This window comes from Umezawaea sp. Da 62-37 (assembly GCF_032460545.1).
In the GTDB taxonomy this organism is placed as follows: domain Bacteria; phylum Actinomycetota; class Actinomycetes; order Mycobacteriales; family Pseudonocardiaceae; genus Umezawaea.
The window spans coordinates 1,366,028-1,391,395 of sequence record NZ_CP135965.1 but is presented as its reverse complement, the minus strand read 5'-3'; the positions used below and the strand labels follow the sequence as shown (position 1 = coordinate 1,391,395).

The 25,368-nt window shown below is 70.4% G+C and carries 15 protein-coding genes and 3 pseudogenes; 12 read left to right on the top strand and 6 right to left on the bottom strand.

Going from position 1 to position 25,368, the window contains the following annotated elements; translation table 11 throughout:
- The first annotated feature begins 37 nt into the window (after positions 1–37).
- Positions 38–2,191, top strand: coding sequence for a hypothetical protein (locus RM788_RS05770; RefSeq protein WP_315930454.1), 2,154 nt, complete (start codon positions 38–40; stop codon positions 2,189–2,191).
- A 211-nt stretch (positions 2,192–2,402) separates the two neighbouring features.
- On the opposite strand, the gene RM788_RS05765 is transcribed toward RM788_RS05770, so the two are convergent.
- Positions 2,403–3,023: a hypothetical protein gene (locus RM788_RS05765; RefSeq protein WP_315930453.1), complete on the bottom strand. Its 621-nt coding sequence runs from the start codon at positions 3,021–3,023 to the stop codon at positions 2,403–2,405.
- A gap of 152 nt (positions 3,024–3,175) precedes the next feature.
- Here RM788_RS05765 and RM788_RS05760 point away from each other — a divergent pair.
- Positions 3,176–4,007 (top strand): annotated as a pseudogene (locus tag RM788_RS05760) (IS5 family transposase).
- Between the two features lie 33 nt (positions 4,008–4,040).
- Here the strand turns inward: RM788_RS05760 and RM788_RS05755 are convergent.
- Positions 4,041–4,583, bottom strand: a complete 543-nt coding sequence (locus RM788_RS05755) for a carboxymuconolactone decarboxylase family protein (protein WP_315930452.1) — start codon at positions 4,581–4,583, stop codon at positions 4,041–4,043.
- Between the two features lie 191 nt (positions 4,584–4,774).
- On the opposite strand from RM788_RS05755, the gene RM788_RS05750 reads away from it, so the two are divergent.
- On the top strand, positions 4,775–5,422 hold the full coding sequence (locus tag RM788_RS05750) for a MarR family winged helix-turn-helix transcriptional regulator (RefSeq protein WP_315930451.1): 648 nt from the start codon (positions 4,775–4,777) through the stop codon (positions 5,420–5,422).
- 19 nt (positions 5,423–5,441) lie between these two features.
- Here RM788_RS05750 and RM788_RS52910 read toward each other — a convergent pair.
- Positions 5,442–6,197, bottom strand: a pseudogene (locus RM788_RS52910) (catalase); the annotation flags it as partial.
- 725 nt (positions 6,198–6,922) lie between these two features.
- Here RM788_RS52910 and RM788_RS05730 point away from each other — a divergent pair.
- Together RM788_RS05730 and RM788_RS05725 are read left to right on the top strand one after the other, a co-directional pair.
- A complete protein-coding gene (locus RM788_RS05730) occupies positions 6,923–7,474 on the top strand; it encodes a peroxiredoxin family protein (protein WP_315930450.1) in 552 nt (183 codons plus the stop codon).
- A 73-nt stretch (positions 7,475–7,547) separates the two neighbouring features.
- Positions 7,548–8,747 (top strand): annotated as a pseudogene (locus tag RM788_RS05725) (MFS transporter).
- On the opposite strand, the gene RM788_RS05720 reads toward RM788_RS05725, so the two are convergent.
- Together RM788_RS05720 and RM788_RS05715 are read right to left on the bottom strand one after the other, a co-directional pair.
- Entirely contained in the window at positions 8,716–9,243 is a 528-nt protein-coding gene (locus RM788_RS05720) for a MarR family winged helix-turn-helix transcriptional regulator (protein WP_315930449.1), read from the bottom strand. The pseudogene RM788_RS05725 and the gene RM788_RS05720 overlap by 32 nt on opposite strands.
- A 233-nt stretch (positions 9,244–9,476) precedes the next feature.
- Positions 9,477–9,989, bottom strand: a complete 513-nt coding sequence (locus tag RM788_RS05715) for a DUF402 domain-containing protein (protein ID WP_315930448.1) — start codon at positions 9,987–9,989, stop codon at positions 9,477–9,479.
- Positions 9,990–10,401: 412 nt separating this feature from the next.
- Here RM788_RS05715 and RM788_RS05710 point away from each other — a divergent pair, with 412 nt between their 5' ends.
- The 7 genes from RM788_RS05710 to RM788_RS05680 all read left to right on the top strand — a co-directional run bounded on the left by RM788_RS05710 (position 10,402) and on the right by RM788_RS05680 (position 24,554).
- The gene (locus tag RM788_RS05710) at positions 10,402–11,106 is read left to right on the top strand and encodes a thioesterase II family protein (protein ID WP_315930447.1); all 705 of its coding nucleotides are present in this window, start codon (positions 10,402–10,404) and stop codon (positions 11,104–11,106) included.
- Positions 11,103–11,933, top strand: a complete 831-nt coding sequence (locus RM788_RS05705; protein WP_315930446.1) for an SDR family oxidoreductase — start codon at positions 11,103–11,105, stop codon at positions 11,931–11,933. The genes RM788_RS05710 and RM788_RS05705 overlap by 4 nt, the downstream gene beginning before the upstream one ends.
- 186 nt (positions 11,934–12,119) lie before the next feature.
- On the top strand, positions 12,120–14,804 hold the full coding sequence (locus RM788_RS05700) for an amino acid adenylation domain-containing protein (RefSeq protein WP_315930445.1): 2,685 nt from the start codon (positions 12,120–12,122) through the stop codon (positions 14,802–14,804).
- The gene (locus RM788_RS05695) at positions 14,801–18,289 is read left to right on the top strand and encodes a non-ribosomal peptide synthetase (RefSeq protein WP_315930444.1); all 3,489 of its coding nucleotides are present in this window, start codon (positions 14,801–14,803) and stop codon (positions 18,287–18,289) included. The genes RM788_RS05700 and RM788_RS05695 overlap by 4 nt, the downstream gene beginning before the upstream one ends.
- Positions 18,290–18,335: 46 nt before the next feature.
- Positions 18,336–23,483 (top strand): non-ribosomal peptide synthetase, encoded by a 5,148-nt coding sequence (locus RM788_RS05690; RefSeq protein WP_315930443.1) that lies wholly within the window; start codon positions 18,336–18,338, stop codon positions 23,481–23,483.
- A 1-nt stretch (position 23,484) separates the two neighbouring features.
- A complete protein-coding gene (locus RM788_RS05685; RefSeq protein WP_315930442.1) occupies positions 23,485–24,234 on the top strand; it encodes an AzlC family ABC transporter permease in 750 nt (249 codons plus the stop codon).
- Positions 24,231–24,554, top strand: a complete 324-nt coding sequence (locus RM788_RS05680) for an AzlD domain-containing protein (RefSeq protein ID WP_315930441.1) — start codon at positions 24,231–24,233, stop codon at positions 24,552–24,554. The genes RM788_RS05685 and RM788_RS05680 overlap by 4 nt, the downstream gene beginning before the upstream one ends.
- A 197-nt stretch (positions 24,555–24,751) precedes the next feature.
- Here RM788_RS05680 and RM788_RS05675 read toward each other — a convergent pair whose 3' ends face one another.
- The gene (locus tag RM788_RS05675; protein ID WP_315930440.1) at positions 24,752–25,333 is read right to left on the bottom strand and encodes a dihydrofolate reductase family protein; all 582 of its coding nucleotides are present in this window, start codon (positions 25,331–25,333) and stop codon (positions 24,752–24,754) included.
- Positions 25,334–25,368 lie beyond the last annotated feature (35 nt).

The window sequence follows — 25,368 nt, the reverse complement described above, 5'->3', positions numbered from 1 at the left end:
GTATCGCCGCTATACCGAGGAGTCCGACCCTGGTGGGATGAACAGAACCGCCAGAACGGTCTTGTACACCCTGTCAGGAGGAGCGCTGTCAGCGCTGTTCACCTTCGCCGGAACCAGCCAGGCGGAAGCGGCACCGCCACCTCCGCCCAAACCCGCACCTTCACCCGCGCACGGGACGGAGGAGAAGAAGATCGCGCAAAAGCAGAAGGCTGCGGCCCGTAAACCTTCGCCCGCGCACGGCATTGAGGAGAAGAAGGTGGTGCGGAAGCAGAAGGCTGCTGCCCCCAAGCCTCCGGTGCCTGCCAAGCCTCAGACGGCTCCGAAGCCGAAGCCGGTTCCCAAGCCGTCGCCCGCGCATGGGACGGAGGAGAAGAAGATCGCGAGGAAGCAGAAGGCCGCTGCACCTAAGCCTCCGTCGCCTGCCAAGCCTCAGCTGGCTCCTAAGCCGTCGCCCGCGCACGGGACGGAAGAGAAGAAGATCGCACGGAAGCAGAAAGCTGCTGCTCCCAAGCCTCAGACGGCTCCGAAGCCGAAGCCGGCTCCCAAACCGTCGCCCGCGCACGGGACCGAGGAGAAGAAGATCGCGCAGAAGCAGAAGGCCGCAGCTCGCAAACCTTCACCCGCACACGGGACCGAAGAGAAGAAGATCGCGCAGAAGCAGAAGGGGACCACGCGGGTAGCCCAGCAGCCTGCCCCCGCGCCGTCGAACGAGAAGCGCCGCGCAGACGAGGCGCGGGCCAGGATCGAGCGTGCCAACCCCAAGACGCCTCCGAAACCCTCGCCCGTGGGGTTGCGCGCCACCGAGGTGAAGCACGGTGTTCCCACAGAGGGTGTGCAGGAGCGGCAGGCTCGGCCTAAAGAATTGCCGCAGTCGTTGCGGCTTGCGGAGGCGGCGGCGGAGCGGCAGGCCGAGACCGAGCGTCAGTTCGATCTGCACCGTCAGACCAGCAGGGTGGTCAAGCCTGCCCGGACTGATGGCGTGCTGGAGCGCACGGCACCGGGTCGTAGTGCTTACGCGGCGTCCCAGCAAGGTGGCGCGCCGGGTACGGGGCTGCGACGGCAGGCTGGTCAGGCGCGGGACGAGGCCGACCGCCTCGCCGGTGTGCGCGACCGGAGTCGCACCACGTCACTGTTCGAACAGGAGCAGAACCGCAGGCTGGCTACCGAGGCCGACGCGAAGGCCAAGGGCCTGGAAGGCAAGGTCTTCGACGACCACCTCCACGCCCAACTCGCCAAGAGCGCGCGGCAGGGTGAAGCCGGGCGGTACCCGTTGCTCAAGCCGGTACCGGACGCGCCGCGGCCTCCGATCTCCCGACCGGGCAGGGGGTCTGGAGAACTGCCGCAGTCGTTGCGGCTTGCGGAGGCGGCGGCGGAGCGGCAGGCCCAGACCGAGCGTCAGTTCGACCTGCACCGTCAGACCAGCAGGGTGGTCAAGCCTGCCCGGACTGATGGCGTGCTGGAGCGCACGGCACCGGGTCGCAGCGCTTACGCGGCGTCCCAGCAGGGTGGCGCGTCCGGCAGCGGGTTGCGGCGGCAGGCTGATCAGGCGCGGGACGAGGCCGACCGCCTCGCCGGTGTGCGCGACCGGAGTCGCACCGCGCCACCGGCCGAGCAGGAGCGGAACCGTCGGCTGGCCGAGGAAGCCAAGGCGAAGGCAGACGGCCTGGGATACAGGGAATTCGTTCAGCAGGATCTCCGGAAGCGAGCCGAAGCTGATCGCACTCAACAGGAGCACCAGGATCGGCTGCGCCGCGAAGCGGAAAGCCGGAACCGACCGCCCCAGTCGTGGGGATTGTGCGTCAACGGGTCCGCGACCTTCATGGCCTCGGGCAAGAACGGTGGCTGCCTCGTTCTCGACAGCACGGGCTTCGGTGCCACCTACCAGGAAACCCTCGGCGTCGAGGCAGGCCTCGGTCTCAGCGCCAGCGCGACCGTCCAGTCGTCCTCCGCGACCATCGAGAACCTGAACGGTCCCAGTGTGGTCACCGGTGCGTCAGGAGTCGTCGGAGTCGGTGTTGAAGGGTCTGTCGGCGTGAGCGCGGACGGCAGCAACAACTGGAGCGCCTCGGTTGGGCCCGCGGTTGGTGGCGAAGCGAGCGTCGGGATCGGCGGGCAGTACACGAATGCCGTTCGATTGGGTGACTACGGCGACCTCTTGTCCTTGCTGACCGGACCGGCGCTCTTCAGGTGACCGCGTTCCCACTGCGGGAGGGGCACTGCCGTGCCATCCAGCAGTGCGGTGGAACGGTCGCCGCGCGGTGCTGGCGCGGCGACCGTTGTCCGGATGGGAAGTCAGCGACCCACCTTGCCGGGCAGGGAAAGGTTTCCCGATGCGATGTCGAAGACGTTCTCGACGCGCAGCAGGGGATCGTGCAGGTCGCCGTTGATCTTGAGTGCGGCGGTCACCCCGTCGTAGGAGAAGGTCGACGGGAACCCGAGGTCTTCGGCGGGTACCTCGATCCTGACGGTGTGCCCGTCGAGTTGGGTGGAGTAGGGCGGGCTGTCGAGGTAGAGCGGAACTCCCGGCCACGTCTTGGGAGGTCGGGCTTCTCGTCGGGAAGGATGTCGCGGACCTTGAGCGCGCCGTCGGGACGGGTGGTGTCGGGCACCAGCACGACCCAGTGCGAGTGCCACAGGCCGCCGTCGTCGTTCTTGACGCCGTTGTGGTTCTCGTCGTAGAGCGGGGTGTCGTCGAAGTCGGGGTGGCTGGTGGCCGCCAGGGCCAGGACTCCGCTGTCCTTGGTGAACCCGATCGTGTTGGGGTTGAGCGACAGCGGCCACACGTAGCTGAGCACCGAACTGCCGGCGAACTGACCGGTCAGCGTCGGCTTCACCGATCCCGCGCGACCCCGCACCTGTTCGGTGAACACCAATCTGTTGCCCTTGCGCTGGACGGTCGTCTTCACCAGGTCGAAAGCGGCGGTCTCGACGTTGCCGCGCTCCGAGGTGATCCCGCCGTGGGAGTGGGCCTGCGCGGAGTGCTCGTGGTCCTCGGTACCTGCCACCGCTGCGATGGCGGGCACCGCTACGACTGTCAGCGTGATGGCTGCCGCCACGGCGACGAGTCGACGACTGGGGCGGGCAAGGGACAACCTGCCGGATCGTGTCACCTTGTTGTCCTTAGACCGCATCTCGTTTGGGGTTGTTGCCAGGTGGGCGATATCGTTGATCGACGATGAATGATGTGGAGAAGTGGTGTCCGGAGTCGTTGTGGCTGTTGGCGCGGCCGTTACTGCCTGATGCGCCGCAACGCCACCAGTGCGGAGGTCGGCGGCGCCTGGACGATCGTGTAGTGCTGGCTGCGATCCTGTATGTGTTGCAGACCGGATGTGCCTGGTCGGCGCTGCCCTCGTCGTTCGGGGTCAGTTGCCCGACCGCGCATCGCCGGTTCACCGAGTGGGTCGAAGCGGACGTGTTCGCCCGGCTGCACCAAGCGATGCTGGATCTGCTCGGCGTTGCCGGGTCGATCGACTGGTCCCGTGCGTCGGTGGACGGCATGCACGTCCGCGCGGTCAAAGGGGGGATCTGACCGGGCCCAGTCCGGTCGACCGGGGAAAACCCGGCTCCAAGATCCACGCGGTCAGCGAACGCGGCGGCCTCCCACTGGCCGTGGGCATCTCCGCGGCCAACCGCAACGACCACCTGGAACTGGAAGCCGTCGTCGATGCCGTGGCCCCGGTCAAGGGGCCCGCGGGCAGGCCTCGTCGCAGGCCACGCAAGCTGCACGCGGACAAAGGCTACGACTATCCGGCCTGCCGAAAGGCCCTGCGGCGGCGGGGGATCATCGCCCGGATCGCCCGCAGGGCATCGAGTCGTCCAAGAAGCTGGGCCGCCACCGCTACGTCATCGAACGGACTCTGGAGTGGGTTTCTCGGTTCCGACGGCTGGCACGCCGCTACGAACGCAAGGCCGCCCACTTCCTGGCATTCGTACAGCTGGCCTGCGCGGTGATCTGCTACCGCCGAGCCATCAAGCTGGACCTGCTCACTCACAACAACCCCAAATGAGATGTGGTCTTACTCGGATCGAGCTGTGTTCGGTCACTGCGCGGTGAACTCGATCGCGGGGAAGTCGAGCTGGGTTTCGCCGACGGAGTTGAAGTAGTTGGTGAAGGTGTTGAGGGCGACGGCGGCGACGATCTCGCCGATCTCGCCGTCGTCGTAGCCCGCGGCGCGGACGTCGGCGAGGTCGTCGTCGCTGACGAAGCCCTTGGCGGAGATGACGGCGAGGGTGAACTTCAGGGCGGCTTCGACCTTCGGATCGGTGGCGCGGGCGTGACGGCCCGAGACGAGGTCCTCTTCGCTGACCCCTGCCTTGGCGCCGAGGACGGTGTGTGCCGCGAGGCAGTAGCCGCACTCGTTGGCGACGGCGGTGACGAGGGCGATCTGCTCCTGGACCGCGGAGGGCAGCTTTCCCTTGGACAGCGCGCCGCTGAAGGACAGGTAGGCATCGAGCACGGCGGGTGAGCTGGCCATCGCCTTCATCATGTTCGGGGTGACGCCGAGGGCGCGTTCGACCTTGCCGAGCAGTGCGCGGGCCTGGGGTTCGGCGGTGGTGGGGTCGACGACGGTGAGGCGAGGCATGGGGTTTCCTTCCGGTGATTCATTTTGTTTGGCAGTGCCAACTATAAGGATCCGAGCGGGGCCTGCAAGGGCTCGTGCGCCACGTCACAGCGGTCGGTCAGAGGGGGATTTCCTTTAGGCGCAACAAATGTACGCACCACGATCAGGTGATTCCCTTGCCGGAAACGAGGATCTGGACCGCGATGCGTACGATGGAAGTGTTTGAGGAGTCCTACCTGAGGGGTTCGATGACGGGCGACACGACGACGGGCGCGACCGACCTGGATCGACGGTTGGCCGACGCCGTCGAACGGCTGGGGCACGGTCTGCGTTCCCTGGCCCAGCGCAGTGCCCGCGCGCAGGGCTTGTCCCCGTTGCAGCAACAGGCTGTGCTGGCGCTGTTCCGGCGGCCGACGGTTCGCCGGGAGGTCAACGCGCTCGCCGCGGAGTTCGACGTCACCACGCCCACGATGTCGGACGCGGTCGGTTCGTTGGAGCGCAAGGAACTGCTGACCCGGTCACCCAGTTCCGACGGTCGCCGAAGGTTGCTCACCCTGACCGGCCGCGGCGAGGAAGTCGCCCGTGAACTGATGACGTGGGACGAGCCGCTGCTGACGGCGTTGGCGAAATTGCCGGTGGAGGATCGGGCCACCACATTGGACAGCCTGCTGCACCTCATCGCGGATCTGCACCGCCGAGGCGTGGTGAGCGTGGTGCGGATGTGCACCACGTGCCGGTTCTTCAGCCCCGACGCCCACGCGGACCCGGCCGCGCCGCACCACTGCAACCTGCTGCGGATACCGTTGCCGCTCGCGGAGTTGCGGACCGATTGCCCCGAGCACGAACCGGCTGCCGTCTGACGACCGCGTTCGGCCGCGGTCAGAGCGCCCCGATCGCCTCGCACGCCTTGCGCACACCCGTACCGTAGGCGGGGTCGGCCTGGCCGCAGTTCGCGATGTGCTGCTCGACGGTCTCCTTCTGTGCGCCGTTGATGGAGCGGGCGGTGTTGTCGAACAGGACCTGTTGCTGTTGCCCGGTCATGGATCGGAAGAGGTCGCCGGGCTGCTCGAACTAGTTGTCGTCGTCCTGGCGGAAGTCGAACCGGTCCGCGGTGCCGCCGACGGCCTGGGCGGGGTCGGCGAACGCGGGTTGTTCGACCCAGCGGCCGAAGTTGTCAGGTCGAACGGGTGGAAGCGGTAGTGCTCGGCGTCGGCCTCGGGCATGACCTGCACGTGCAGCGTCCACTTCGGGAAGTCGCCGCGTTCGATGGCGTCGCAGAGGTCGCGCTGGTGGGATTCGTGGTCCCGGCCGATGAGGTGACCCGCCTGTTCGTCCGTGAGGGCCTCGATCCCCCTGCCGGGTGCGGAAGTGGAACTTCACCCAGTGGCGCTCACCGGTGCCGTTGACCAGGCTGAAGGTGTGCGACCCGAAGCCGTGCATGTGGCGGTAGGACCGGGGGATTCCGCGGTCGCTCATCACGATGGTCACCTGGTGCAGCGCTTCCGGCAGGTTCGTCCAGAAACCCCAGTTGTTCTCCGGGTCGCGCAGGTTCGTCCTCGGGTCGCGCTTCACGGCACGGGCCAGGTCGGGGAACTTCAACGGATCCCGGAAGAAGAAGACCGGGCCGCGCGGGCCCGCGGTCACGCTGTTCTGGTTGTCCGCGACCGGCGCTCCCGCGGCCGTGGTCAACGGGTCGATGTTGTCTTCGAATGCCATGACCGCGCTTTCGTCGCTGGGCTGGTGCGGATCGGGTGGTGATGGCTGTTCCGGACAGGCACGAGGGGCACAGCCCAGTAGGTCACCTCTGCTTCGTCGACGCGGTAGCCCTGCGTCCGGGTGGACCGCAGGGGTGCTGGTCGGATGTGGCGTTCGACGTCGGCGAGCGCACCGCAGGCGCGACACGCCAGGTGGTCGTGCTCCACATCGGCGTGCGGGGTCCCGGGAGAACCTTCAGCACGGCGACGCGCTGCTTCGTGACCCGCAGCCGCGCCCCGCGCAGCGACGCGACCGGGTCGGATGTGCACGGCGGAACTCGACCTTCCCCTCTCGACGGAGAACACCCCAAGTAGGTAGGACTCCTACCGGTATTGTGGCATGCTGATGGAGCCAGGCACAACAAGTCCGGACTCACGCCAGAAAGGAGCGGCACGTGCGAGCGTTGGTGGTCGTGTCCACGGGCATCGTGCGACCGCTGCCCTGGCACGGACGCACCGTGGGCCCAACACCTGCTCGACCACGCCGACCTACCGCTGTCCTCGTGGATCGGCCTGCTCCGGAAGCGCCTGACCGGTCACCTCGACGACCAGGTCGACCGCCTGCACGGCTGACCAACACCCTCGCACCGCACGAAGGACCCGCACATGACCACGACGATCACCACACCCCGGCAGACCCTCGCCCCACCGTGGAAGACCACCCGCTGGTTCAACAACGACCCCCTGGAACTGGCCGACCTGCGCGGCCGGGTGGTCGTCCTCGAGGCCTTCCAGATGCTCTGCCCCGGCTGCGTCGGCCAAGCACTGCCGCAGGCCACGCGGCTGGCGCGGACCTTCGGTGACGACGTCGCCGTGATCGGGCTGCACAGCGTGTTCGAACACCACGCCGCCATGACCCCGACCAGCCTCGAAGCGTTCCTCCACGAATACCGGATCGGCTTCCCGGTCGGGGTCGACGCCCACCAGGACGACGACCCCACCCCCGTCACCTTCGCCCGCTACGGGATGCGGGGCACCCCGACCACGGTGCTGATCGACCGCGACGGCGTCATCCGGGGTCGCCACCTCGGCGCGGTCGACGACATGGCGATCGCCGCGGCCGTGGCTCGCCTGATCGAGGCGAAACCCGTGCGGGAGCGGGTCGAGGACGCCGCACCGCCGACGTCCGTCTGCGCCGTCGACGGGAACTGCGCCTGAGCTTCGACGACAATCGTCACCGGGTGGAAGGAGTCGAGCGGTGCGGCGAGTGGAACGGCCATCGGCCTCGGTCTTGCGAAGTCCGGATTTCCTCCGGCTCTGGACGAGCGTGACCGCGTCCGGCCTGGCGACGTGGGCGCTGCCGTTCATCCTCGGCTTGGCGGTGCTCGACCGGTCGATCAGCGCGGTGGAGTTGGGGCGTGGTCCTGGCCGCGCGCACCGCGGGTTTCCTCGTCGTGGTGCCCGTGGCCGGCGTGCTGGCCGACCGGCATCCACGACGTCGCATCCTGTTCTGGGCGGGCTTGGTCGCCGCGGGCGCGTCACCGGTGATCGCGCTGGGCGTGGGGCGCTCGACGCTGGTGATGGCGGTGGCCGCCGCCGTGGCGGGCGCGGGACAGGGAGCGTGCCGACCCGCGTACCAGGCGCTCACGGCGGAGGTCGTCGCCCAGGACCATAGGCAACAGGCGAACGCCGCTCTGACGTTGTCCGTGCGGGTGACCACCCTGGTGGCCCCCGGTCTCACCGCGATCCTGGCGGTCTTCGTCGACACCCGTGCCCTGTTGATCGCCACCGGCATCCTGTGGCTGGCCGCCGCCGTCCTCCCGCCCGCCGGCGTCGCACGGGTGGCGGTCGTGGCGACCCGTCCCCGTTTCACCGCCGACTTCGTCGAAGGCCTCCGGGAAGCCCGACGGCATCCCTGGTTCCTGGCCGGTCTCGGCGCGTTGACCGCGGTGATCGCCACCGGTTACTCCGCCACCGGTGTCGCGCTGCCCCTGGTGAGCCGCGACCGGTACGGCACGGAGGCCGTTCTCGCCGCGGCCCTGACCGCGTACACCCTCGGTGCGCTCGCGGGAGCGGTCCTGATGGCCCGCTGGCGACCGCGCGCGCAGGGGTGGATGGCTCTGGCGGGGCTCGGCGTCTATTCGCGCCGCTGAGCCTGCTGCTCCCCGTGCCCGCGGTGGTCGTGGTCGGCGCGTACGTCGTCGCGGGCCTGGGGATCGAGTTGTTCAACGTGCCGTGGTTCACCGGAACCCAGCGGGAGGTCGAGCCGAGGATGCTGGCGCGGGTGTCCTCACTGGACTTCCTGCTGTCCTACGGCTTGGCGCCCGTCGGCCTCGCGCTGATCGCCCCGGCGATCGACCACTTCGGAGCGCGACCGGTGCTGGCCGTGTGCGCCGTCGTCTGCTTCGCCGCCCCGGCGGCCGCCGCGCTCGTGCCGTCCACGCGCGGGTTCCGCGCCCCTAGTCCCGGTTCTGGTGATCCGGGCAGGTGATCCGCAACTGCGCGTCACCGAAGGGCGCGTCGACGAATCCGCAGTGGTGGGGATGAGCCGCGTCCTCCGGATGGGCGTCCGGCTCGAAGAACCGACAGGTCAGGCACATGCGGGACACGGGAATCGCGTGGCGGTCCTGCAATCCCCTCATGACCGCGGCGGTTCCGCGGAGCATCGCGGCGAGGTCTTCCTCGGACAAGGCCGAGAACGCCTCGCTCATCACCTGCGACACATCACCCAGTCGATGAGCCTCCGCCACCCCCGCGGGCGTCAGGCGCACGATGATCGCCCTGGCGTCCTTCGGGTCGCGGACGCCTTCCAGGAGTTCCTTGGCGCGCAACGCCTTCACCGCGTCGGAAACGGTGGGCGGGGTGGACGCGAGCGCTGCCACGATGTCACTTTGCCTGCGTGGAACGGCTTCCTCGGCGAGGAAGGCGATGATGTCGGCCTGCAGAGGTGAAAGGTTGTGCGGCCCGTTGTTGCGCCACGCGTCCATGCGGATGGCCTGCCCGAGCCGCGCGAGGCCGACCAGGAGTTGTTGCGCCGGAGGCACACCTGGCACCTCCGACATGGGACTCCTCCAAAGTGCGAGTCCGCGACCCGTTGCACGGACGATCGCATACTACGCGTCACGGTCGGGCCGCCTGGTCTTGATCGGGCGTGGTGGGGGCCCTGTCCGCGTCCACCGCAACGCAGCAGACGTCCGGCGGATCGGCGACGTCGTCCCGCTTAAGCGACCTTGGCGAGCCAGAAGCGGTAGGTGCCCACGAACGGCTCCACATCGGCCGTGAGCGCGGTCCGCAACCAGTCGGCTGACGCGGTGGCTCGCGCGATGACGTCGGCGGGGTAGGAATAACGGGCTTGGTGCACGGCGAACTCGTCCTCGTCGTTGATGAAGACGATCCCTCCGTCACGGGTACGGCAGACGTCCAGATCGAGATCGATCATGGTGACTTCGCCTGGGTGCGGCCATCGGGGCTGGGTGGTCACATCGCAGTAGACGTCCAGCCGCGCGGGTGCCGCCTGGAACAGCGCGGTCCACCAGGCCTCACGGGGGATGAGCACGACCCGTGGTTCCCGAGTGGAGTAGACGGCCTGCTCGGTACCTTTGCCGTAGACGGTGCCCGCTCGTACGCCGAGCCAGACCCCGTGTTCGTCCTCGCCCAGCCGGACCGTCGAATAATGCCAGTGCGAACTGCCGTCGTACTTGCGGACGGAGACCAGCACTTCAACAACATCCACGACTTGCACGTTACCGACTGGCGCCAGTCGTATGACCGTGGAAATGCCGAAGGACGCACCACGCTGCTCGCTTAGAATATTCGACGGCGAGCCGCATATTACGTCCAACGCCCGGTCAGGACTGCCCTGAACGGAGGAAGCCGGTACCCGAAAATGGCACCACTGGCCACAGATACATGACGTCGATCAGAAGTTGCAATAGTCCGCATAACGTTTAAGCCTGTTGACGGGCCGGGTGTCCGATGCTTTCCTCTAGTCACGCTCGGAGTGCGGCAAAGCGGCCGCGGGATGCCAGGGGACCCGAAACAACGAAGTGACGATCATGCCTGCATCGGCGGCGGGCTCAACGGGGCCTGTCCGGTGGGGCGCATTTTCGAGCGGTACATCCTTTACAGGTGAAGGAAGACGATCCATGCAGCCGACGGTCCTCATATGTCTGCCCTTCGCCGGTGCGGGAGCATCGTTCTTCGACTCGTGGAAGTCGCGGTTGCCCGAAGGGTTGCGCGTCGCCGCGGCGCAGTTGGCGGGTCGTGAGGAGCGGTTCGTCGAGGAGCCCAGCACCGACGTGGCACGGGCCGTGGACGACATCTTCCCGTGGGTCGTGGAGCAGGTCGCGAGTGCGGAGCAGGTCGCGCTGTTCGGTCACAGCATGGGTGCGGTGCTGGCCTACGAACTCGCCCACCGGCTCGACGACGTGGCGGGGGTGTCGCTCGGCAAGGTGTTCGTGAGCGGCTCGCCAGGACCGTGGAGCGCGCGGACGAGCCGGGCCACCGGGCTCGACGACGACGGGTTCCTCGCGCAGGTCCAGCGCTTCGCCGGGTACTCGCACCCGGCCCTGGAGCACCCGGAGATGCGCGGACTGCTGCTTCCGACGCTGCGGGCCGACGTCGAGATGCACGAGAACTACCGGCCCGGCTCCGACAAGCCGCTGTCGGTCCCGATCACGACGCTGCGCGGGCGTGACGACGAGCTGGTGAGCGCCGAGCAGATCGCGCAGTGGGGTGCGGCGACGACCGGCGGGTTCTCCGGTGTCGAGTTCGACGGCGGTCACATGTACCTGTCCGACGCCGCGGACGACCTGCTCCGGCACATCGCGGTCGAACTCGGGGCGTCGTGAGCGCCCGCTTGGCGGGAAAGGTCGCGGTGATCACCGGTGCGGCCAGGGGGTTGGGTCGTGCGTGCGCCACCGCGTTCGCGCGCGAGGGCGCGGATCTCGTGCTGCTCGACGTGGCGTGCGACCTGCCGGGCGTGCCCTACCCGCTCGGCTCCGCCAGCCAGCTCGACCACACCGCCGCGCTTTGCCGCGATCGGGGTGTCGCGGTGCAGACCCACCACGTCGACGTCCGCGTGCTGGCGGCGGTCGAGGCCGCGGTGGCGACCGCCCGCGAGCGGTTCGGGCGCATCGACGTGCTCGTCAACAACGCGGGCATCGCGGCGCCGTCGGGCAAGGCGGTGCACGAGATCGACGAGGACGAGTGGCGGTTGATGATCGACGTCGACCTGTCCGGCGCCTGGCGGACGATCCGCGCGATCGGCGGACTGATGGCCGCGCAGCGCTCCGGGAGCATCATCAACATCGCGTCCACGGCAGGTCTGGTCGGCTACCGGCACTTCGCGGGCTACGTCGCCGCGAAGCACGGGTTGATCGGCCTGACCAAGGCGGTGGCGCTGGACTACGCCCCGCTGAAGGTGCGGGTCAACGCGTTGTGCCCCGGTTCGGTCCGGGACGACGCCTCGGTCGAGGGTCGCATGTTGTCGGAGATCGCCCGCTCCCTCGACGTGAACGTCGCCGAGCACGAGGAGACCTTCGTCCAGGCCCAGCCGATGAACGCGCTGATCGAGCCGGAGGACGTCGCGTCGGCCGCCGTGTGGCTGGCCGGTGACGAGTCGCGGCAGGTCACGGGAAGCGTGATCACGGTCGACGGCGGCTTCACCGCCCGCTGAACCCGAACCTCGTCGTCATCGTCCCAGGGGGATTCAATGCCGCGTTCCGCGGATCTTCGGCTACCGGCGGACGGTCGGCCGTCGGATTGCACACACGCGTTGCGGGTCCGCCTGTCTGATGTGGACGTCGCACGGATGTCCAGCAGACTCAAGACTATCGCGGCAAGTCCACTGTGGAACGAACAGGTGCCGGCCGACGCCGACTCGCCGGTCGCCCGGCGCAGGGTGCGCGCCGAATTGCACCGCCCTGCCTCCCGCGGTGGCGCGCCGGTGCGCGCGGTGCTGCTGCGGTACGCCGACGATGTCGCCGACCTGGTGCTGGTGGCGCACCGCGCGGTGCTGGACACGGCGTCCTTGCGGTTGCTCGTGGACGTGCTGCTCGACCGCGTCTCCGCCGGCGGCATCTCGATCGTCACCCCTTTGAAGGGGGAGGGCCCGGACGCGGCGACCGTGAAGAGGTGGCGTGCAGCGGACTACTGCGGCACCGCCGAGTGGGCCGTCGGGGATGGCGCCGCGGGCGATCGAACGGGGGTGCTGGAGACCGCGCTGGTAGGGGAGGCGGCCGATGTGCCCGCCACCCTGGCCGTCGCGGGCGCCCTCGTGCTCGGTCGGTACGCGGGGCAGGACTTCCCTGTCGTGGGCCTGGTGACCGGCCTGCCCGAACGGCCCGCACGGGCGCTGGGCGCGTTCGAGGGGCGCACTCTGCTCGTGGTGGACGCTTCGGGTGCGCGGAGCGTGGTCGAACTGCTCGGTGAGGCTGCGCGTCGGCAGCCGTGGTGCGACCGGGCGTTGTACCAGGACCTGACCGCCCAGAGCGGTGGCCGCGTGTTCGTCGGTGTCCTCGGCACCGCCTCCGAGGTCGACGTGGACGAGTACGTGCCGTGCCAGACGGCGCCGTTCCCGCTCACCCTGGTGCCGCGCGTGGACGCGGGCGGCACCACGCTGGAGGTGCGCCACCGGCTGCGCGACGTCGACGCCGCGGCGGCGGGCCGGTTCGCCCGGCACGTCGCGCACGTCTACGCGCAGTTGTGCGCCGTCGGGCCGGAATCGATGCCGGCGGACCTCGAACTTGTGACCGGCGAGGAGTCCGCGTGGCTCTCGGCCCTGGGCAGGCCGAAGACGACGGTGGCGTGGCAGCCGGATCGGATCGACGCCGTGTTCGCCGCCCGCGCCGCCGAACGGCCCGACGCGATCGCGCTCACCTGTGAGGGCGTGTCGACGACCTACGCCGAACTGGACGCGCGGGCGACCCGGTTCGCGGTGGGCCTGCGGGCCAACGGCGTCCGGCCGGGGGACCGGGTGGGCATCTGCCTGGACCGCACGGCGGACCTGGTGGCGGCCATGATCGCCGTGCTGAAGGCGGACGCCGTCTACGTCCCGATGGATCCCGCGCACCCCGCCGACCGGTTGGCCTACACGGTCGAGGACGCGGGCATTCGGGTCGTCGTGACCACTGTGGACGGTGTCGCGAACGCGATCGCCCCGGAAGCGCTGGCGGAGCACGACGGCACGGTGGACCCGCCCGCGCGCGGACCCGACAGCGCCGCGTACGTCATCTACACGTCGGGGTCGACCGGTCGTCCCAAGGGCGTCGTCGTACCGCACCGCAACGTGATCGCCCTGCTTGCCGCCACCAGGTCGGACTTCTCCCTCGACGTCGACGACACCTGGACGTTGTTCCACTCCAGCGCGTTCGACTTTTCCGTCTGGGAGATCTGGGGGAGCCTGCTGACCGGGGCCCGGCTCGTCGTGGTGCCCTACTGGGTGTCCCGCTCCCCAGAGGAGTTCCGCGCCCTGCTCGCGGTGGAGAACGTCACGGTGCTCAGCCAGACGCCGTCGGCGTTCGCGCAGCTCGCCGAGGCTGATCGACGCCGCCCCGAGCCCTTGGGGCTGCGACTGGTCGTGTTCGGCGGCGAGGCGCTGGACACCGGCGCGCTGCGATCGTGGTTGGACCGCTATCCCGAATCGCGGTGCCGACTGGTGAACATGTACGGCATCACGGAGACCACCGTGCACGTGACCGCGCACACCGTCACCCGCCGGGACGTGCTGACGGGCTCCCGCTCGGTGGGTCGCGCGATCCCCGGCTGGTACGTCCACGTCCTCGACGAGCGCGGGCGGCAGGTGCCGTGCGGTGCGCCGGGCGAGATCCACGTCGGTGGCGAGGGCCTGGCGCTGCACTACCTCGACCGCGACGAGTTGACCGCGGAGCGCTTCGTCCCCGATCCGTTCACCGGCGGGCGGATGTACCGCAGCGGCGACCGGGGCAGGCTGCTGCCGGACGGCGGGGTGGAACACCTGGGGCGGCTGGACAGCCAGGTGAAGGTGCGCGGGTTCCGGATCGAGCTGGACGAGATCCGCAACGTCCTGCTGGACGACCCGGCGGTGCTCGCCGCCGCCGTCGTGGTGGGGGGCGACGCGGCGCTGGACGCGGCGAGCGTGCGGATCGACGCCTACGTCGTGCTGGACGGCGGCGACCCGGCGCGGGTCCGCGTCCGGGCGGCCCGTGTGCTGCCCGACTACATGGTGCCGACGACGGTGACGGCGCTGTCGGCGTTGCCGCTCACCTCGAACGGCAAGGTGGACACCGCCCGGTTGCCCGAGCCGTCGTCCGTGCCGAGCAGGGTGGCGGAGCCGGTTACCGCGGTGGCGCGGGACCTGCCCTCCGCGTTGATCGAGGTGTGGGAATCGGTGCTGGGCGCCGAGGTCGGTTTGGACGACAACTTCTTCCACCTGGGTGGCAACTCCCTGTTCGCCGTGCGCATCGCGGCGGCGATGCGGGAACGGGACCTGCCCGCGTTGCCGATGCGCGAGTTGTACGTGAACCCCACGGTGCGCGCTCTGGCCGCGGTGCTCGGTGGCCGGGGATGAGCCTGCCCTGGTTGCCCGCACCCGGTTCGCGCGCCACCGGGCCGGTGGCGGTCCTCTCGCCGGACGGTTCGTCGGAGTCGGACCTGGTGGACCTGGTGCTCGTGGCGTGGGCGGTGCTGCTGTACCACCACACGGGTGATCGGACGCCGGTCATCGGTCTGCGGCGAGGTGCCGTGGGGCTGCGGGTGACGCCGGACGCGCCCGTCGGCACGGCGGTCGAGAGGGTCGAGACTGACGAACGCGCCCTCCCGCTCCGAGTGGTGCTCGGTGTGGACGCGGTACCCGCCGGCGAACTCGTCGTGGCGGTGCACGGGACGGAACTGCTGCTGCACCACGATCCGGCCCTGCACGACGCGGACGCCGTCGCCCGGCACGCCCGGCACCTCGGCCGGGTCCTGTCGGTGCTCGCCGAACGGCCCGACACGCCCGTCCGGTCGGTCGACCCGTTGACGCCGGAGGAACACGCCCGCGTCGTGCTGGAGTGGAACGACACCGGGCGGGACTACCCGGCGGACCGGCGCGTCGAGCAGTTGTTCGCCGCGCGGGTCGCCGCCGCGCCCGACCGGCTCGCCGTCGTGCACGGCGACACCGCGTTGACCTACGCCGAGCTGGACCGCCGCGCCGGTCTGCTGGCGGCGTGGTTGCGGACGGAGGGCCTGCGGCGCGCGGAACCGGTGGCGCTGCTGCTCGCCCGCGAGCCCACGCTGGTGGTCGCGGCGCTGGCCGTGCTCAAGGCGGGCGGCGCCTACCTGCCGATCGACCCGGAGTACCCGGCCGAGCGGGTCGAGTACCTGCTCGCCGACAGCGGCGCCCGCCGGGTCCTGACCGCGGCCGGGTTGGACGAGTTCGACTGGACGGGCGAGCCGTCGTTCGCGGCGGCGTCGTCGGGCCCCGACGATCCCGCGTACCTGATGTACACCTCCGGCACGACCGGCGATCCCAAGGGCGTCCTCGTGCCGCACCGCGGGGTCGTGCGCCTGGTGTCGGGTGCGGACCACGTCCGCTTCGACGAGACCACGCGGACGGCGCAGATCGGCGCGACCGGCTTCGACGCGTCGGTGTGGGAGATGTGGGGCACGCTGCTCGGCGGCGGGTGCCTGCACCTGCTCGACCGGGAGACCGTGGTCGACGCCGTGGAGCTGAAGCGGGAACTGGCCGCGCGGCGGATCACAACGGCGCTGTTCACCTCGGCGCTGTTCAACCAGCTCGCCGACGAGGACCCGGAGCTGTTCCGGCCCTTGCGGGACCTGCTGGTGGGCGGCGACGTGCTGGGCGCCAGGCAGGCGCGGGCCGTGCTGCGCGCGAACCCGGACCTGCGGCTGGTGAACGCCTACGGGCCGACCGAGAACGCGGTGATCTCCACCTGCCACGTGGTGACCGAGCCCGTCGGCGACAGCGTGCCGATCGGAAGGCCGGTGCGGAACACCGTGGCCCGCGTGCTGAACCACGACCGCCTGCCGTTGCCCGTCGGTGTCCCCGGTGAGCTGCACGTCGGCGGCGTCGGCATCGCGTCGGGCTACCTCGGCAGGCCCGAGCTGACCGAGCGCGCGTTCGTGCCCGACCCGTTCCGGGAGGGCGAGTTCCTGTACCGGACGGGTGACCGGGTGCGGCTGCTGCCGGGCGGTGAGATCGACTTCGTCGGTCGCACCGACCACCAGGTCAAGGTGCGGGGCTTCCGCGTCGAACCGGGCGAGGTCGAGACCGCGCTGCTGCGGAACCCGGCGATCCGCGCCGCGGTCGTGCTGGCGCGCCGCAGGCCGGAGTCCTCGGACGCCTACCTGTGCGCGTACGTCGCCACCGGGCAGGCGCCCGAAGCGGTCCGGGAGGCCGTGCGGCCACTGCTGCCGCCGCACCTGGTCCCCTCCTACGTCGTGGTGCTGCACGCGCTCCCGTTGACCGCCAACGGGAAGGTGGACCGCGGCGCGCTGCCCGATCCCGGCGTGGAACCCGGAATTCCCGGTGACGCGCCCTCCGACGACGTGGAGCGCGCCCTGGTCGAACTGTGGGAGGACGTGCTCGGCGTGCGCGGGGTCGGCGTCCGGGACAGCCTCGACCGGCTCGGGGCCAGTTCGCTCACGGCCACCCGGCTCGCGGCTCGCGTGCGGAGCCGGTTCGGCGTGGCGTGCCCGGTGTCGGTGGTGCTGGCCGCGCCCACCGTCGCCGGGGTGGCCGCGCACGTCCGGTCCGCGGCAGGCACGGGCGTCGTCGGCCCGCGTCCCGGCACCGCCACCGACCGCACCCCGTTGTCGCCGCAACAACGCCGGATCTACGTGGAACAGGTGAAGGACCCCGAGGGCACGCAGTACAACCAACCGGTCGTCCTGGACGTGCCCGGCACCGACGACGTGCTGCGGGCCTTCGCCACCCTGGTGGCCCGGCACGAGATCCTGCGCACCGACGTCGTGGTGGACGACGACGGCTTCGCGTGGCAGCGGGTCCACGACGAACTCCCGGTCGAGTGGTCGACCGGGTGGGTGACGCCGTTCGACCCGCACCGGGCCCCGCTGTGGCGGCTCTCCACGAGCGGGACGCGGGTGCGGCTCGACTTCCACCACCTGATCACCGACGGGGTCTCGCTGACGTCGCTGATGACCGAGTGGGCCGCGCTGTTGCGCGGCGACGACCCGGCCCCGGTCGGGCTGCGGTACCGCGACTACGCGCACTGGGCGGCCGGGAGCGAAGGGCGTCGGCTGGCCGCCGGACAACGGGATTTCTGGACCGGGGTGCTCACCCCTCCACCACGACCCGTCGACCTGCCGACCGACGCGCCGAGGCCGCCGGTCCGCCGCACCGAAGGCGCGCACCTCGTGTTCCCGCTGGGCGCCGAGCGCAGCCGCGCCGTGCGGGAGCTGGCCCGCGCCGAGGGCCGCACACCCTTCCACGTGCTGCTGGCCGGTTACGCGGCGTTCCTGGCGCGGATCACCGGCAGCGACGACGTCACGGTCGGCACACCGGTGTCGGGTCGGCACCTGCCGGGGGTGGAGCATGTGCAGGGCATGTTCGTGAACACGCTGTGCCTGCGGCTGCGACCCGCGGGAGGCCTGTCGTTCCGCGCGCACCTGCGCGACACCGCCGAACACGCGATAGCCGCCGCGGACCACCAGGACCACCCGTTCGAGGAACTCGCCCAGGAGTTCGGCGCGCGCGACCACGCCCGGCACCCGCTCTTCGACACCCTCTTCGCCGTGCAGGACACCGGACTGCACCAGGTGGACTTCCCCGGCGGCGCACCGCGCTGGACCCCCGAGGCCACCGGTCGGACGATCGTCGACCTGGAACTCCAGGTCGACGACGCCCCGGAGGGGTTCACCGCGCGCTGGGGGTACAGCACGACCCTGTTCCGGCGGCCGACGGTGGAACTGTTCCGCGACGAGCTGCTGGCGCTGCTGGACGCCGTGCTCGCCGATCCGGGCGTCCCGCTGGAGGGCCACGACCGCCGTCCCGTGGGCGCGGTGGACCTGCCCGACCTCGACTTCGACTTCTGAACCACCGACTTCCGGGCCACCGGTCTGCGATCACCACGGGGGAACCATGCAATCGCTCGAGACCCGAGGACAGCTGAAGGTCGCCGCCGCACGGCGTCCGCGCGAGGGCGCGTTCTGGCGCGGGGAACTGGCCTCGCTGCCCGAGCGCGTCGGGTTCCCCGCCGGCGACCGGCCCGGTGCCGTCGCCGTGCTCGACCTCGACGGGCCGGTGTCCGCGTGGCTGGACAAGCTGACCCGCGGCCAGGACGCCGCGTTGCAGGCCGTGCTGGCCGCCGCCGTCGGCGCGCTGCTGAACCGCTACACCGGCGCCGGGGAGTGCGCGCTCGCCACACCACCCCGCAATCCGGAGTCGCTGGCCCGGATGCTGGTGCTGCGCCTGACCGTCACCGCCGACACGACGTTCCGCGGGCTGCTCGCCGAGGCCAGGACCCGGCTGCTCGCCGCGTGGGAGCACGAGGACTACCCGCTCGAACTGCTCGCCGCGGAGTTCGGCGCGGCAGGGTCCGACGACGGCCACCCGTTCGCGGACGTGGCGGTCGGGTCCACCAGCGAGGCCCACCCGATCGGGTTCGCCTTCGCGCGGACCTCCCACGGCCTGCGCCTGGAACTGCGGCACCGCCACACCGACGACGAAGCGCGGCGCCTCCTGGGCCACTGCGCGACGCTGCTGGAACGGGTGAGCGCGGAGCCCGACGCCCCGCTGGTCGACATCGACCTGCGCACCGACGCCGACCGCGCGCTGATCGCCCGCGCCAACGACACCGCGGCACCGTTCGAGGACACCGTGCGCCTCGACGAGCTGTTCAGCCGCCAGGTGGCGAAGACCCCCGACGCGGTGGCGGTGGTCGGCTCGCTGTCCTACGCGGAACTCGACGCGCGGGCCAACCGGCTCGCGCACACCCTCCGCGGCCGGGGCGTCGGCCCCGGTGACATGGTCGCCGTGCTGGCGGACCGGTCGATCGAGATGCTGGTCGCGATCCACGCCGTGCTCAAGGCGGGCGGCGCGTACCTGCCGATCGACCCCGGCTACCCGCGCGACCGGATCGCCTACGTGCTCCACGACAGCGCGGCGCCACTCGTGCTCACCCAAGCCCGCCACGCGGGCCTGGTCGACGGTGTCGAGGCGCTGGACCTCGACGACGAGGACAACTACGCGCAGGACACCCGCACGCCGCCGGTGACGGGTGACGCCCGCGACCTGGCCTACGTGATCTACACCTCCGGCTCCACCGGCAACCCCAAGGGGGTGCGGGTCGAGCACCGGTCGGTGGTCAACCGCATCCACTGGATGCAGCGGGCGTACCCGATCACCGACGCCGACGTGCTCCTGCAGAAGACACCGACCTCGTTCGACGTGTCGGTGTGGGAGTTGTTCTGGTGGATGTTCGCCGGCGCGTCGGTGTGCCTGGCCGAGCCGGGCGTCGAACGCGACCCAGAGGAGCTGGTCGCCGTCATCGAGCGCGCCAGGGTCACCACCGTGCACTTCGTGCCGTCGATGCTCGGCGGGTTCGTCGACTTCGTCGAGGCCGCGGGCGTCCGGGACGGGCTGGCGACGCTGCGCACCGTGTTCGCCAGTGGAGAAGCCCTCGCCCCGCACCACGTCCACCGCTTCACCGACGTGGTCGCGGGCGCGCGGCTGGTCAACCTCTACGGCCCGACCGAGGCCACGGTCGACGTGACGCACCACGCCTGCGCGGGCGACGAGCGGCGCGTGCCGATCGGCCGACCGATCGACAACACCCGGATCCACGTGCTGGACGGGCGATCCCGACCGCAGCCGGTCGGCGTCCCCGGCGAGCTGTGCATCGCGGGAGTGGGACTGGCCAGGGGGTACCTCGGCCGTCCCGAGCTGACCTCCGAGCGGTTCGCCACCGCCCCGCACACCGGCGAGGACCGGGTCTACCGGACCGGCGACCTCGCCCGGTGGCTGCCGGACGGCACGATCGAGTACCTGGGTCGGATGGACCACCAGGTGAAGGTGCGCGGGTACCGCGTCGAACTCGGCGAGATCGAACAACGCCTGCGCGAGCACCCGGCGGTCAAGGACGCCGTGGTCGTCACGCGCACCGCGCCGGACGGCCAGACCCATCTCCGCGGCTACGTGCTGTCGTCGGCCGCGGTCGACGAATCCGATCTGCGCGCGCACCTCGCGGTGACCCTGCCCGACTACATGGTGCCGCCGCGCGTCCTCACCCTGGACGCGTTCCCGTTGTCCCCCAACGGCAAGCTCGACCGGCGCGCGCTGCCCGAGCCGACGGTCGAGACCACCGGCCACGTCGAACCGGGCACGCCGGTCGAGATCGAGCTGGCCCGGATCTGGGCGGAGGTGCTCGGGTACGAGCGGATCGGGGCGCACGACAACTTCTTCGCGTCGGGGGGCAACTCCATCCACTTCGTGACGGTGCTGGCCAAGGCCCGCGCGGTGGGCATCGGGTTCACCTTCCAGCAGTTCTTCGCCAACCCCACCGTGGCCGAGTTGGCGCGCAGCGTGGCCGAAGGCGCCCACGTCGCCGAACGACCGGTGGGACCGTTCGAGCTGCTGACCCCCGCGGACCGGGAGCGCGTCCCCGCGGGCGTCGAAAGCGCTTACCCGTTGACCCAGTTGCAAGCGGGCCTGGTGTTCCAGAGCGAGCTGTCGCACGGCACGGCCGAGTACCACGACATCCTCAGCTACATGATCAAGAGCCCGTTCGACACCGGGCGGTTCGAGGAGGCCGTGCGGATCCTGGTGCGGCGCAACCCGATCTTCCGCACCGGCTACCACCTGACCGGGTTCGACGAGTACCTGCAACTCGTGCACGAGGAGGCGCCGCTGCCGCTGGAGATCGCGGACCTGCGCGACATGAGCGGAGCCGACCAGGAAGCGTGGTACCGGGACTGGGCGGCACGGGAGAAGGCACACCGGTTCGTGTGGAGCGAGCCGGGCCTGGTGCGGCTGCACGTCCACGTGCTCGCCGACGACCTCTACCGGTACAGCCTCAGCCAGCACAACTCGGCGCTCGACGGCTGGAGCATCACCCTGGTGCACACCACGTTGTTCGACATCTACTACCGGCTCCTCAACCGACACCCGCTGCCCGAGACCGAGGTCGCCAACCACGCGCGCACCTACGTCGCGCTGGAGCGCGCGTCACTGGCCGACGACGAGCACCGCGCCTACTGGACGGGGCTGCTGGAGGACGGCGGGCCCACCGAGTTGCCGCGCACCCGCCGGTCCGCGGAAGCCGACGTGTTCCCCGTGGTGTTCCACGAGGTCGAGTTCCCGCGCGGCCTGCCCGACCGGATCGTCGCGCTGGCCGACCGGCTGTCGGTACCGGTGAAGAACGTGCTGATGGCCGCACACGCCAAGGTGCTGGCCCTGGTGTCCGGCGAGGACGACGTCATCACCGGGTACGAGCACAGCGGGCGTCCGGAGGCGGAGGACGCCACCCGCGCGATCGGCCTGTTCCTCAACACCGTGCCGTTCCGGGTGCGGATGACCGACGGGTCGTGGGAGGACCTGGTCCGCCAGGTGTACCGGTCGGAGACCGAGTTGCTGCCCGCCCGCCGCTACCCGATGGCGCAGGTGAAGCACGACCTCGGCACGCAGGCGCCGCTGTTCGAGACGGCCTTCAACTTCACCCACTTCACCCTGCTCAAGCAGTTGGACGAGCTGCCGGGTTTCGAGCTGCTGGACGTGCGGGCGAACTCCGAGACGGAGTTCGTGCTGCGCGCCGAGTTCTCCCGGCACTTCGCCTCCGACGAGGTCCGGCTCAGCCTGCACTACCACGCGCACCTGTTCGAGCCGCGGCAGATCGCCCGGATGGGCGGCTACTACGTGACCGCGTTCGAGCGGATGACGGCGGACCCGACCGCGCCGCACCACCTCGCGTCGCTGCTGTCCGACGTCGAGATCGCCGAGGCCTCGGAGCCGGTGGCGGCACCCGTCGAGCTGGTCGCCGACCCGACGAGGCCGTGGCGCGCGGAGGTCGTCGACCGGCACGGTCTGCCGGTCCCGGCCTGGACCCCCGGCGACATCGTGCTCACCGACGGCGCCGGACGCGTTCCCACCGGTGTCCGGGGGCGCCGCACACCCGACGGGCTGGACGTGCTCGGTCCCCACCGGCGGCGCACGTTCGGCACTCCCGCCACGGCGGAACCCGAGGCGGACTCGGCGATGCGCCCCACCACGGCCGTGCAGCGCAGGATCGCCGAGGTGTGGGCGAGGGTGCTGGACGTCCCCCTGGCCGAGATCACGTTGGAGGGCAACTTCTTCCGGCTCGGTGGCGGCTCGTTGTCCGCGATGCGGGTCGCGATGGAACTGGAGGGTCTGGTCTCCCTCACCGACCTGATGCGCAACTCCGCGTTGGCCGCGCTCAGCGCGGTGGCCGAGGCCAAACTCGCCACCCCCGTCAGGAAGACCGGCCTGCTGCACGCGCTCTCGACACGGCCGGACCAGGCGGAGTGCGCGTTGGTCTGCTTCCCCTACGCGGGCGGCAACGCGGTCAACTTCGAGCCGCTGGCCCGTGAACTCGACGCGGACGGCGGTGTCGCGGTGTACGGCGTCGAGCTGCCCGGCCACGACGCGAGCAACCGGGCCGAACCGCTGGCCTCCATCCGGGACGTCGCGCGTCGGGTCGCGGACGAGGTGCGCGCCACCGTGGCCGGCCCCGTGATGCTGTGGGGTCACTGCGTCGGTTCCGCCATCGCCGTCGAGACCGCGCGGTTGCTGGAAGCCGACGGGGCACGACCGGTCCACGTCTTCGCGGGCGGCAAGCTGTTGCACAGCCCGGACACCGCCAGGCAGGGCATCGAGCAGGTCGACGCGATGTCCGACCAGGACATCGTGCGGTGGCTGGTCGACGTGACCGGACTGACCGAGTTCGACGCCCTGAGCCCCGAGCAGGCGGCGTTCGTCGCCGGGATCTTCCGCCACGACTCGCGCACCGCGAACGAGTACCTGGCCGCCGCCGTGGAAAAGCCGGACGGCCGGAAGCTCGGCGCGCCGCTGAGCGTGGTCTACGCGACCGACGACCCGCTCACGCCGGACTTCGCACGGCGGTCCGCGACGTGGTCGCTGTTCTCCGATGACATCCACGTGGCCGAGGTGGGCGAAGGCGGCCACTACTTCTGCGGCTCGGCCCCGGAACGGGTCGCCGAACTGGTGGCCGACCGCTGGCGCGAGACGCGGACCGAGAAGGAGCAGAAGCACTGACATGAGCACACCCGAAGAGCACGCGCCCACCACCGCGCGGCAGGAACTGTGGGAGGGCACGCGGAGCATGGTCCCCTTCCTCCTCTCGGCGATCCCGATGGGGCTGATCGGGGGAGTGCTGGGGGTGACCAGCGGCCTGTCCGCGTGGTCGACGCTCGGCCTGGCGATGGCGGTCAACTCGGGCACGGCCCAGTTCGTCGGCATCGCGCTGATCGAGGACGGCGCGGGCGCGCCGACGATCATCCTGACCACGCTCATCCTCGCGCTGCGGATGGTGATCTACTCGACGGTCCTCACGCCGTACGTGAAGGAGGTGCCGCAGCGCTGGCGGGTGCTGCTCGGGTTCGGCCTCATCGACGTGGTCTTCTTCGTCGGCTTGGAGAAGCTGAAGAACGGCACCATCACGCGGCGCAAGCACCTGTACTTCATCGGGGCGTCCGCGGCCATGTACACGACCTGGATGATCTCCACGGTGATCGGCACAGCCCTCGGCTCGGCCATTCCCGACCTGGCCGACATGGGGCTGGACTTCCCGATGACCGCCATGTTCGTCGCCATGCTCGCGGCGAGCCTCGCCAACTGGCGCGTCATCGCGGTGGTCGTCACGGCGGGCGTGACCGTGATGCTGGCGCGAGGTCTGCCCTACAACCTGGGAATCGTCCTGGCCGCGCTCGTCGGCGCCGTCATCGGCACCGCGTGTGAACAGGTCGAGAAGCGGATCGGCCGCAAGACCGAGGAGGTCGAGGCATGAGCATGGCACTGCTGATCCTGGGCATGGGGCTGTGCAGCTTCCTGCCGCGCTATCTACCCCTCGCCCTGCTGGACGGCAAGGAGATGCCGCCGGTGCTGAAGAGCCTGTTGGGCTACGCGCCACCGGCCGTGCTGGCCGCGTTGGTCGTGCCCGCCATGCTCATGCCGACCGGCGACGGCATCCAGTTCGGCCTGACCAACCCCTACCTCGTGGGCGGGGCCGCCACCCTGGTCGCGGGACTGCTGATGCCGAAGCGCTTCCTGCTGGTGAGCGCGATCGGCATCGTTGTGTTCTTCGTCGCGCGTTGGCTGTTCACCTGATGCGGCAACCACTGGCGGACTGCGAACCGGGCAGGCTCCGGGCCGACCGGCCACCGGGGCGGTGGGCCTTGCGCGGTGGAGGACAAGTCGGTATTCGCGTGGAAGGAGCGGACTCCCGACGAGTTCTGGTGGTGTGCGCGGCAGGCGTCGGCGTGGTCGGAAGGCGGTGGACTTCTTCGCCTACCCGCTCGAATCGGTCAACGGCGTACCCGGTAGCGCAGGTGGAGCACCCGGTCGCCCTGGATCACCACATCGGGATCCTCCAACAGGTGCCGCGCGTTCACCGACCCGAAGTAGCGCTTGCCGGATCCGAACACCACGGGCACGACGTCCATGCGCACCTCGTCGACCAGACCCGCGGCGAGCACCTGGCCACCGACGTCGCCCGCGGCGACCTCGACCAGGCGGTCACCCGCGAGCTCCTGCGCCTTGGCCACTGCCGCCTCGACGCCGTCGACGAAGTGGAACGGCGCCCCGAGGTCCCAGCCCTCGGGCGCCGGCCGGTGCGTCACGACGACCACGTGGTCGATCCCGCTCGGAGGCTTCCCGTCCCAGCCGTCCGTCAGGTCGAAGACGTGGCGGCCGACGACCGTCACCCCGATCTGGTCCCAGTAGGACCGGGTGTGGTCGTAGGACGCCCGCGACACCTTCAGCACGCCGCTCTCGTCCAACGGGACGTCACCGTTGGTCAACCAGTCGAACAACGGTCCGGGCTGGTCGTCCTCGTCCGCGACGAAGCCGTCCACCGACACCGAGCTGTACATGACCACCTTGCCCACAGGGCTCTCCTCTGTCTCGGAGGCCCCAAATTAGC